This window comes from Chamaesiphon sp. VAR_48_metabat_403 (assembly GCF_031422475.1).
In the GTDB taxonomy this organism is placed as follows: domain Bacteria; phylum Cyanobacteriota; class Cyanobacteriia; order Cyanobacteriales; family Chamaesiphonaceae; genus Chamaesiphon.
In genome coordinates this window covers 1-10,416 of the sequence record NZ_JANPLS010000336.1, presented here as the reverse complement: position 1 = coordinate 10,416, position 10,416 = coordinate 1, and the positions used below count along the sequence as shown (strand labels likewise).

Sequence of the window (10,416 nt, the reverse complement as noted above, 5' to 3'; positions counted from 1 at the left end):
CTTAGATGATTGGCACTGCTTACAATACTAAGATGAGGGTGCCAATGACGATCGAGAGTGCGCCGAGGATGACTTTGGGGGTGAGTGGTTCTTGGAGAAAGAGTGCCGAGAAAAGAATTACCATTACCACGCTCGATTTATCGATCGGGGCTACTTGTGCGGCTTTGCCGAGTTGTAATGCTTTAAAATAGAATAGCCAAGATAAGCCAGTTGCCACGCCAGAGATTGCTAGAAAAATGAGCGTACGTGGGGAAATTGTTGTGAGTTGGTCGATTGTCCCTTTGGCGATGACAATACCCCAAGCCATCAGGGCAACAACAACAGTGCGTACTGCTGTAGCTAGATTAGCATCGATATTTTCCAGCCCGATCTTGGCAAAAATGGTGGTTAGAGCGGCAAAAAAAGCAGAAAGTAAAGCATAAATCCACCAAGTATTGGAGCTTTCCATGTATTGAGTTGCTAAAGTAGTGTACCGATTCGTTACTCGCAGTGCTATTCTCAGTAGCTGATGCTACCGCATAAATTCTATTAGTTTTGGTACCTATGGGGACGATCGCACTTAGTAATTTTATCTTCATCGCGGTAGGTTGACTGCCGATCGAATGTATGAGTAACTACATAAATTTGGATGCGATCGGGATTAAGATGGGTTTGAATAGTAATAAGAAGCAATACGAATAGTTTTATAAATATCGACTCTTAATTTAATTAAACATGTCCAATCCAGAGTTCCCCACTACTTATCAGCCACTAGAAATATCGCGATTAGATTATGCATACGATCGACCGGGAACGATGCCCGGACATTTACATCTTAGTGCCGATGCTCCGCCAGCAGAATTAGTTTTGATCGACTACGATTGCAATAGTTCCACAAGGGCAACAATTTCAGAACCAGCAAAAATTAAAGAATATTTAAAGACTCATACTGTCTCTTGGATCGATGTATTAGGATTGGGAAACATGGCAACTTGGGATGCACTAAGTTCTATTTTTAACCTTCATCAAATGCTAGTTGAAGATGTTGTTAATGTCCCTCAACGTCCTAAGATCGAACATTATCAAGACCAGGTATTAATTATTGCGATTATGGTCGTACTCAATCCTACTCGAACTGGATTTAGTAAGGAACAAGTTAGTTTAGTTTTAGGAAAAAATTATCTGTTAACAATTCAAGAAGAACCTGAAGAAGATTGTTTCCATGGAGTGCGCCAGCGCATTGAAATCGATCGCGGTATTATTCGCAAGCAAGGTGCAGACTATTTGGCATACTGTTTATTAGATGCGATCGTCGATGGCTTTTTTCCAGTATTGGAATATTATGGCGAATTAATTGAAGATCTCGAATCAGAAGTAATGATTCGCCCGAATCGATCGACGTTAGAAAAAATCTACAAGGTTCGCCGCGAATTACTAACGATCCGGCGGGCAATTTGGCCGCAACGAGATGCGATTAATTCTTTAATTCGCGACGGCAGCGATTTAATTAGTAGTGAAGTTCAAGTTTATCTCCGCGACTGTTACGACCATACCGTTCAGGTGATGGATATGGTCGAAACTTATCGAGAACTTGCTACGGGATTGATGGATGTTTATCTATCGGCGGTTAGTAATAAAATGAATGAAATTATGAAATCATTAACCGTTGTGTCGGTAATCTTTATTCCCCTTACCTTTATTGCTGGTGTATATGGCATGAATTTCGATGGATCTAAATCTCCGCTAAATATGCCCGAACTAGGCTGGTATTGGGGCTATCCATTGTGCCTAGCTTTGATGGTAATCACCGCAGCTAGTCTTATCTTCTTTTTCTGGAAACGCGGTTGGTTTAAATCTTCGATTTAGGCTTTAGGCTTTAGATTTTAGAAGTAATTGCACACCTACTTCTTACTTCTTACTTCTTACTTCTTACTTCTTACTTCTTACTCTCCATGAACCCCCCTCGCATTTTAGATTTACTAGATATCGGCTGGGCGTGTGGTTTAATTGCCATCTCGATCGGGCTGTTACAATGGCAACGGGTGGGATTAGCAGGACAAATTGCTTTAGCGGCGGCTCGATCTATTTTACAATTGTTAGTAATGGGATTTGGATTGCAGATAATCTGGCAATTAGACAACCCACTGGTAACTGTCGGGGGCATCTGTGCCATTGCGATCGCGACGACAATTGCCGCTAGCAACCGGATTGGCGATCGCCTGAAGAATTTACTGCCAATCGTTGGCGGAGCCATCTTTACAGGGCTAATTGTTGCCGTTGGGTACACAATTTTGGTCGTAATTAAGCCAGCTAATTGGCATCAGCCGCAATATTTATTAGCCCTGGCGGGGATCTGTCTGGGTTATTTACTTAATAGTACGGCGGTGGCAGGCGAACGATTTATTGGTGAAATCGAGCGACATCAAGCCGAAATTGAAACTCGGCTAAGTTTGGGAGCAACTCCCGCGCAAGCAATTGCAGTTTATCGGCAAATCGCGATTAAGTCTGCATTATTGCCGACGATCGATACACTGATGGTAGCGGGTTTAGTCACGATTCCGGGCTTTTTGACGGGGGAATTACTGGCAAATACTCAACCTGTGAATGCGGCTGGCTATCAAATTGTCGTGCTATTTGCCGTGATGACGAGTAACACGATTGCGGCGATGATTGTGACTGGTGCAATTGCCAATCGGTGTTTTACTAAATCTGCCCAATTGCGATCTTTCGATGCTTGAGCTGATTGGGGTGAGGAAGCTAGATTTTCGATAACTCAAGCCTCATTCGATAGATGCTACGCTGACGAACTCGCGTTACAATAATAATGTCGATCGAAGACAGCTAGATTCGATTTTGTAAAGCAAAAATATAGTCGAGATTTAACTGCCTTTATTAACAAAATTATGAGAACCTAAAATTATGAAACTACTAATTAAGAACGCCGCTACAGCCATCGCCACGACTTGTGCAATGTCGATTTTCAGTGGCAATTATGTTAGTGCTCATACCATCCAAAGATCTGAGGATAGTAATAGCAATTTGCTGGCGCAAAACTCTCAAAAACAAGCCGAAAATCTGTTGACATCTGGCAATCGTAAATTTCAACAGAAAGATTATGCTGGGGCAATTGTAGAATTTTCTCAAGCAATTAAAATCGACCCAAATTTTGAAAAAGCTGTTTATAATCGAGCGGTTGCCTACGATCTATCGGGCAATCGGCAGGGGGCGATCGACGATTATACTCAATCGATTAAATTAAACCCTCGAAACACCAATAGCTATTTTAATCGAGCGACTGCTAAAGAGAAAAATGGCGATCGTCAAGGTGCGATGAGCGACTTAGATCGGGTGATTCAACTAGATGCTAATTATGTAGATGCTTATCTCAATCGCGGCAATCTTTGGTTAGAAGCAAATAATATTAACGCGGCAATTGCTAATTTTTCGCAAGTTATTAAACTCAAGCCCAATCGAGCTGATGGCTATCTCAATCGGGGTTTAGCTAAATATAAATTAGCCGATAGACAAGGCGCGATCGCCGATTACGATTTAGCAATTAAAGTTAATGCTAATTATGAGTTTGCCTATAGCAATCGAGCATGGACAAAATTAGAACTCGGCGACGAGCGCGGTGCCTTAAAAGATTACGATCGAGCGATTACCTTAAATCCTAATAATTCTTTTAGTTATTACAATCGTGCTAATATTCGTCGAAAATCAGGCGACAACAGCGGTGCGATTTCTGATTATAGTAAAGCAATTCAGCTCGATCCAAGCAATTCATTTGCTTATAATAATCGCGGCGTAGCCCAGAAAAGTGCTAAAGATTTTCAATCCGCAATTAACGATTTTACCAAAACGATCGCTCTCGATCCGAACTTTGCTGAAGCTTACTATAATCGCGCCGCCGCTCGTCAGGCTCTTAAAGATCGATCGGGTGCAGTTACCGATTTCAAAACTGCGGCTAAGTTATATCAACAACAAGGTAATAAAACCAAATCTTCAGATGCGCTCAATTTAGTTTGGCAAGTTCAAAATCAAAAATAAGTAATCTCGATTCTTACAGATTTAATTAGAATGCTAAGTCGATCGAACTAACGATGGGTTCGATCGGCTTGCAAAATGTTGTAAACTAGAATTGACATCTTCGGTAGTCTCAAATTATGACAATCGATCGTCAAACTCCCGCCCTCAAAAAATTGCCACTGACTTCGCTCTTATTATTATTCGTAACCTATACTACCTTTGGCTGGTTGTTATACGGCTGGACTGAAAATCGGCAAATTTGGCTGTTAGCTGCTATTGGGCTAACAATCCTCGGCGTTGTGGTAACTTATCCCAGCCGCAGTGTTTCTTTCGGTTTTGGTGGTTTCTTTAAGACAGATACGCGAGCATTAATTCTCATGATATTAGCAAGCGTTGTCTCCGTAGCCTTATTAACCTGGTTGCAATTTTTTGTAGATGCGATCGTCTTGGGTACTGCGGGATTACTAGTAAGTTTAGATCTAAAAGTTCGACGCTGGAGTAAGCCACTGACGTTATTCGTAATTGTCGGCTGGCAATTACTGGGAATGAGTACGGGGTTAGGATTGCATTATCTTTATCTACATCCCGTTCAAAATTTGCCAGTATATTTTTATTCTGATTACTGGCTCAAATTTATCGATGGTATCTATCCAAATTTTTATAATCGATTAAAGCTCTAAAATTAACATTCGCTCATTCATTATCGATCTGACGACTTTCGTGCGAATTAAGCGATCGAACACTCGGTTCGGTATCGTGAAAAAAGCTATAATCGAAATACCGATCTCCATTTGCCGATTTTTGGATCAGATTTGCAAATTTACGATCGAACAAAATATCCTCAGTGTTATAAATATGTCGAGCAGTAATCGTATATGCAACAGTTTCATCGACACCGCCAATTAAAACGCTAATATTCGCATTCAGCCGTTGTAAATCGCTAGCATCTAACCCATACAGCGGACTTTCGGGATCGATCGAGTGCATAATCGTCCAAGTTAATACTAAGCTGGGAGTACGCTGGCGGAGTAACTTGAGTTCGTGAATGCGACGCATACTATCGCCCTCGTGCGTAATTTCATCGATAATTAAATAGATTTGAGCGTGAGCTTCTAAAATAAAGTTATTCCGCTCGTTGGCAACTCTAAACATCAACGTTGGCTGACTATTATGAGTGCTAATAATGATAAACTTACTGAATAATAATTTAGCGATCGGTCGCGAAAATCTCGCGAAAGCTAGTCCGGTTAAGACTGCAATTAACAACAGACTAGTAATCGATTCGAGCGTAACGATCGAATTTGCATAAAATGTCTTAGGATGAATCGCACCATAACCGATCGAAGCCAATGTTTGGACGCTAAAAAAGAAGTAATCGCTAAACGAACCCGCACGCGCACCTACCAAACAATCGCCCCCAGCTAGATAAGCAAAGGCAAATAACGTATTAATGCATAAATAAGCGATCGAGACAATTGCGGCAAACCCCATCCAGGGAATCGTCAACAATAAATGGTATGGATCGCGCCAATGGTGATACCAGTTTCCCATCCCATGAATTACAAATTTGCCCTCCCGATTTTCAATCTTTACAGTACGAGAAAGGCGGCGAAATCTACTTTTCATGAAGATCGATTGAAATAAGTATAATAACCAAAATGGAAATAAATAATCGATCGCTGCTAACCGAAAATATGACCGTAGAGCGAAAATCAGGAATCGATCCGCTAGAACAGATCGAACTAATTGTCGGCGATGAAGATCGCACCGAACCCAGGCTGGATCTATGGTTGACAGGGCAATTGCCAGATTTTTCGCGATCGCGGTGGCAAAAATCAATCGCCCAAGGAAACGTTCGAGTTGGAGATCGAGTGTGTACTGACAAGCAGTATAAATTAAAAGCTGGCGATCGAGTGTGCGTTTTCATCCCCGCGCCAACCGCGCTCGATTTAATTCCCGAAGCCATCCCCCTCGATATTCTCTACGAAGACGAACAACTGGCGATCGTGAATAAACCTGCGGGAATGGTAGTTCATCCCTCAGCCGGACACAGTACAGGGACTCTCGTTCACGCACTATTAGCCCATTGTCCCCTCTCTAGTATCGGCGGCGTACAGCGTCCGGGAATCGTCCACCGTTTGGACAAAGATACCAGTGGGGCGATCGCGATTGCTAAGACCGATTTCGCCCACCAACACCTTCAACAACAACTTCAGGCGAAAACTGCTAGACGAGAGTATTTAGGGGTAGTCTACGGCACGCCTAAGACCGATAGCGGCACGATCGACCAGCCGATCGGTCGCCATCCAGTCGATCGACAGCGCAATGCGATCGTCGAACTCGATCGTGGTGGTAAATCGGCGGTGACGCATTGGCAAATCGAAGAAAGATTGCGGAGTTTTTGTCTGATGAGATTTAGATTAGAAACAGGAAGAACCCACCAGATCCGCGTCCATGCCAATCGGATGGGGCACCCGATCGTTGGCGATCCCGTCTATGGTACGGGCAGATCGATCGGTGTCAAGCTCCCAGGGCAAGCCCTCCACGCGCGACAGTTAGATCTGATTCATCCTCTATCTGGCGATCTCATTAGCGCGATCGCCCCAATCCCTACTTATTTCCTCACCTTGCTGCAAGTACTCCGCAATCGTTGAAACACATCCGCGTGATTTCATCCCCAAAATCCAAAATCCCTACAACTGTCGTTCTTCGTTAATAGTCTCGATCGACATTTTAAATTGGGCAATATTACTAACCTGACGATCGCTGGACGATCGCTCATAATTAGCGTTGTTTTCTAGTCTATATTGATTATTGGGATCGACGATCGCTTTGAGGGTATTGACAAGTTTGCGATTGACGGGGCTAGCATTATTACGCCCTTGTTTGATTTTATGATGACGATCTCGGAGTAAATTAGCTTGTTGCTGGATCTTCGCTGCTGATGATAGCGACAGAGAAGAAGGATTGTTGTTTTGCGGGGATCGATCGCTCTCTTGTGGAGGTTGTGCTAATGTTGGATCTGCTGATTCTTCACTCGCATCGACTGTCTTTGTAGGGTAGCGAACTTTTGCGAGCGGCGGATAGGGCGATTGAAAGGGTGCTGACTCCTCTGGATTGAGCGATTCGCTGTCAAACCGCTTGGGAGATCTGGAGCGAACGTAGGGATCGATCCCAGCTGGCGAATCTGTAGGTTCGGGATCGATGCTCCTGGGGAGCGGGCTTTCTGCCAACGAGTCTGTCGTTGGTGGGATGATGAGCGGCTCGGCATAAACTGTCTTGCGATTGGCAATCCCTGGGATCTGCGCCAAAATTTCTCGTTCGTATTCGGGTGTAAATTGGTAGCGGGGAGTGCCCAGCCGTTGCCAATTGCTGAGGATATTCTCGACACAGACGATTTTGTATCGCCCGCGATATAAAGATTCGACGATCGCTTTTAGAATCCAAGTCGAATCATATTGCCGCAACCATGCCGACAATGTATCATCGATCGACCGACCGTCGAGTTCTAAGCCATACATCTGGATGACTATTTTAATAAAATCTTGTTGAGAATCGCTCATTGACAATTAGAATCCTGGATACCCCCCGCTCGCAATTAGCTGTAAAGATAGCTAAACCGATAAATGCGATCGCGGCTGAATGACTGCTCGTCGAGTACTAACACCCAATCGAATCTATACTTTTGACATTCGATCTAGCTAGTTGCTAAATTTTGAGTTTGGGAGGAGGAAATTAGCAGATTGTCAGTTTTGACATCTAAATCCTAATCGAGTCTAGACTTTAGCTACAGACTAATCAGTCTGTGCAATTATTTCTGTGTTCTAGTTTACACTAAATTGAAATTTATGGATGCTTTTCCGATTAGATCGACAAAATTTTCGATGGGATGACAATTTTTTTCCTAACTCTGGACTTAGCATAACCCAACTAAGCACAAATACCTAGAAAGAGATTCAATCTTTCTAAATTTTGCTTGCAGAGTGCGTTAATGCAGATGTATTATAGTTGCCGCAACCCACTGGTACTCATCCGGATGAATGGTGTAGATGAGTGTCCGCAAAAGGCTGGGATCTTGTGAAAATTTCTTAATTAGTACAGAACGTGAGTTTACCACGATCTACTGCGATTCGATCGTCAACTTTTGACTAGTATGAAATGTGAGCTGACCGCGATCGATTGCGATTTTTACTATATCAAATTGAGTGTTTAGGTATATATTAACTATAAATTCCTACTTTTGCCGCTCTAGAATACTAGATCTCTGGGCAAAAATAGGAACGATCGCGAAAAATTCGCATGGATTGACAGCTTGAGGTAACTTGCCATCAATGTGCAGAATGTTACCTCAACCGCTGTCCGATTATCGGACATTAGTAATTTCGACAACTTTATCGATTAATCCGTATGCCACAGCTTCCTCTGCTGACATAAAGTTATCGCGATCGGTATCTTTTTCGATCTGCTCTAAAGTTTGCCCAGAACGCTCTGCCATTAATTTATTAAGCAGCGTGCGAGTTTCAAGAATGTGCTTGGCTTCGATTTGAATGTCCGATGCTTGCATCCGCCCGGTACCGCCTAAAGGTTGGTGGATCATGATCCGCGCGTGGGGTAAGGCGAGGCGTTTGCCAGGAGTGCCAGCAGCTAGCAAAAAGGAACCCATCGAAGCAGCTAAACCGACACAAATGGTGACGACTTCTGACTTAATGTGCTGCATCGTGTCATAAATCGCCATCCCCGCAGTAATTTCACCACCGGGAGAATTGATATAGATATAAATCGGTTTGCTGGAGTCTTCTGAGTCTAGGTAGAGCATATAAGCTACGATCGCATTTGCCATACCCGCATCAACTTCTTCAAATAAGAAGATAATCCGCTCGCGAAATAATCGATCGTAGATATTAATCCACTGTTCGTTGGTGCTACCAGGCAAACGATAAGGAACGCTAGGAACGCCGATTGACATAATAGTTAGGAGTTGTTAGAGGGTAGGGAGTGCTGCTGGAGTTTTCGAGCTTTCGAGAACTAGATCGATTAAGCCGTAAGCTTGGGCTTCGTGGGCTGTCATATAAAACATCCGTTCGCTGTCGCGTTCGATTTGCTCTGGATCTTTGCCTGTATTTTGAGCTAATACATCGATAATCGTGGCTTTTTTGGCTAATACTTCGATCGCATTAACCGTAATATCCGAGGCTTGTCCGCGAGTACCAGCGCGAGTCGGCATTAATCCGATCGTTGCATGAGGTAAACTCGCCCGCTTACCGGGAGTACCAGCAGATAGTAGCAGTGTCGCAATACCCATTGCCTGACCCAGACAAATCGTATATACTTCCGATTTAATGTGCTTGATGGTATCGTAGATCGCCAATCCCGCCATTACTGACATCATGCCGACTTCTACCCCCGCCATTCCCGCAGCAACAGGATCGCCGAGAGAATTGATATATAAATAAATCGGTTTGCTATTATCGACTGATTCTAGATATAGCAGCGACGCTACCATACTATTTGCCAGTCCATCGGTAATCGGTCGATCTAAAAAGATAATCCGATCCTGGCTCATCCGCGTGTAGACGTTAATCCACTGCCAATAAGTACTTCCAGGTAAGTTGTATGGTACGTTTAAAACCCGATCGACAGCCATAGGGAGTTAGGAGATGGGAGTTGGGAGTTGGGAGATAGAAATGTAGGGTGGGCACTGTCTTGATGCACTAAACCGTCGGGGAACCCGACGAGCGTGCATCGCTGCCCACCAACTAATCAGGCTTAATTCCTACTTGCAAATTTTCACCTATTAAATACATTTAAACTAGCGCAGGAATAGGTGCAGGTAGATCTTTCGCACTATTGAGAACGATATCGATTAAGCCGTATTCCTTGGCTTCTGCGGGTGTCATGTACAACATCCGATCGGTATCTTTAGCAATTTTTTCGGCTGGTTGCCCGGTACTTTGCGAGAAAATATCCAGGATCGCCGCTTTATTATCGAGGACTTCTTTCGCCCTAATCTGAATGTCGCTGGCTTGCCCCTGTGCGCCGCTCCGAGGCTGGTTGAGCACGATCGTCGCGTGGGGTAAACTCGCCCGACATCCTTTAGTCCCTGCGGCTAAAATCATCGCGGCTGTGCCCATTGCCTGTCCGATACAAATGGTATGGACTGGTGGCTTAATATAGCCGAGGGTATCGCAAATTGCAAATGCTTCGGTTTCAAACCCGATCGAGTCGCCAGTATACCAAGATGTCCCGGTGGAGTTGGTATAGAAGTAATTCGGTTTTTCGGGGTTGTCAAATTGGAGGTATAACAACTGGGCGATCAGCAATTTGGTAGGATCGTAGCCCATTTGCCGCTTGTAGTCATCAGAAGAGACTAAAGGGCCGCCCATGTAAACAATCCGCTCTTTGAGTAACAAC

General features: G+C 43.8%; 12 protein-coding genes. 5 read left to right on the top strand and 7 right to left on the bottom strand.

Annotated elements, in window-relative coordinates:
- Positions 1-19 precede the first annotated feature (19 nt).
- Together RMO79_RS16270 and RMO79_RS16265 are read right to left on the bottom strand one after the other, a co-directional pair.
- Complete coding sequence (locus RMO79_RS16270; RefSeq protein ID WP_310484227.1) at positions 20-448, bottom strand: EamA family transporter; 429 nt, start codon at positions 446-448, stop codon at positions 20-22.
- 80 nt (positions 449-528) lie between these two features.
- Positions 529-672, bottom strand: a complete 144-nt coding sequence (locus RMO79_RS16265) for a hypothetical protein (RefSeq protein ID WP_310484226.1) — start codon at positions 670-672, stop codon at positions 529-531.
- A 42-nt stretch (positions 673-714) separates the two neighbouring features.
- Here RMO79_RS16265 and corA point away from each other — a divergent pair, with 42 nt between their 5' ends.
- The 4 genes from corA to RMO79_RS16245 all read left to right on the top strand — a co-directional run bounded on the left by corA (position 715) and on the right by RMO79_RS16245 (position 4,685).
- Complete coding sequence (corA, locus tag RMO79_RS16260) at positions 715-1,845, top strand: magnesium/cobalt transporter CorA (protein WP_310484224.1); 1,131 nt, start codon at positions 715-717, stop codon at positions 1,843-1,845.
- An 86-nt stretch (positions 1,846-1,931) separates the two neighbouring features.
- Positions 1,932-2,717 carry an ABC transporter permease gene (locus RMO79_RS16255; RefSeq protein WP_310484223.1) on the top strand — a complete coding sequence of 262 codons (786 nt, stop codon included), beginning with the start codon at positions 1,932-1,934 and terminating at the stop codon, positions 2,715-2,717.
- A 181-nt stretch (positions 2,718-2,898) separates the two neighbouring features.
- Positions 2,899-4,026, top strand: coding sequence for a tetratricopeptide repeat protein (locus RMO79_RS16250; RefSeq protein WP_310484221.1), 1,128 nt, complete (start codon positions 2,899-2,901; stop codon positions 4,024-4,026).
- 116 nt (positions 4,027-4,142) lie between these two features.
- Entirely contained in the window at positions 4,143-4,685 is a 543-nt protein-coding gene (locus RMO79_RS16245; RefSeq protein ID WP_310484220.1) for a hypothetical protein, read from the top strand.
- Between the two features lie 13 nt (positions 4,686-4,698).
- Here RMO79_RS16245 and RMO79_RS16240 read toward each other — a convergent pair whose 3' ends face one another.
- On the bottom strand, positions 4,699-5,631 hold the full coding sequence (locus RMO79_RS16240) for an ion channel (RefSeq protein WP_310484218.1): 933 nt from the start codon (positions 5,629-5,631) through the stop codon (positions 4,699-4,701).
- A gap of 68 nt (positions 5,632-5,699) precedes the next feature.
- Between RMO79_RS16240 and RMO79_RS16235 the strand changes: the two genes are divergently transcribed.
- The gene (locus tag RMO79_RS16235) at positions 5,700-6,659 is read left to right on the top strand and encodes an RluA family pseudouridine synthase (protein WP_396136614.1); all 960 of its coding nucleotides are present in this window, start codon (positions 5,700-5,702) and stop codon (positions 6,657-6,659) included.
- Positions 6,660-6,698: 39 nt separating this feature from the next.
- Here the strand turns inward: RMO79_RS16235 and RMO79_RS16230 are convergent, their stop codons facing one another.
- From RMO79_RS16230 to RMO79_RS16215, 4 genes are all read right to left on the bottom strand, one after another.
- Positions 6,699-7,568: a hypothetical protein gene (locus tag RMO79_RS16230; RefSeq protein ID WP_310484216.1), complete on the bottom strand. Its 870-nt coding sequence runs from the start codon at positions 7,566-7,568 to the stop codon at positions 6,699-6,701.
- A gap of 800 nt (positions 7,569-8,368) precedes the next feature.
- Entirely contained in the window at positions 8,369-8,971 is a 603-nt protein-coding gene (locus tag RMO79_RS16225; RefSeq protein ID WP_310484215.1) for an ATP-dependent Clp protease proteolytic subunit, read from the bottom strand.
- A 15-nt stretch (positions 8,972-8,986) separates the two neighbouring features.
- The gene (locus tag RMO79_RS16220; RefSeq protein WP_310484214.1) at positions 8,987-9,649 is read right to left on the bottom strand and encodes an ATP-dependent Clp protease proteolytic subunit; all 663 of its coding nucleotides are present in this window, start codon (positions 9,647-9,649) and stop codon (positions 8,987-8,989) included.
- Between the two features lie 160 nt (positions 9,650-9,809).
- Positions 9,810-10,416: ATP-dependent Clp protease proteolytic subunit (locus tag RMO79_RS16215; protein ID WP_396136613.1), on the bottom strand; the 607-nt coding region annotated here is incomplete at its 5' end.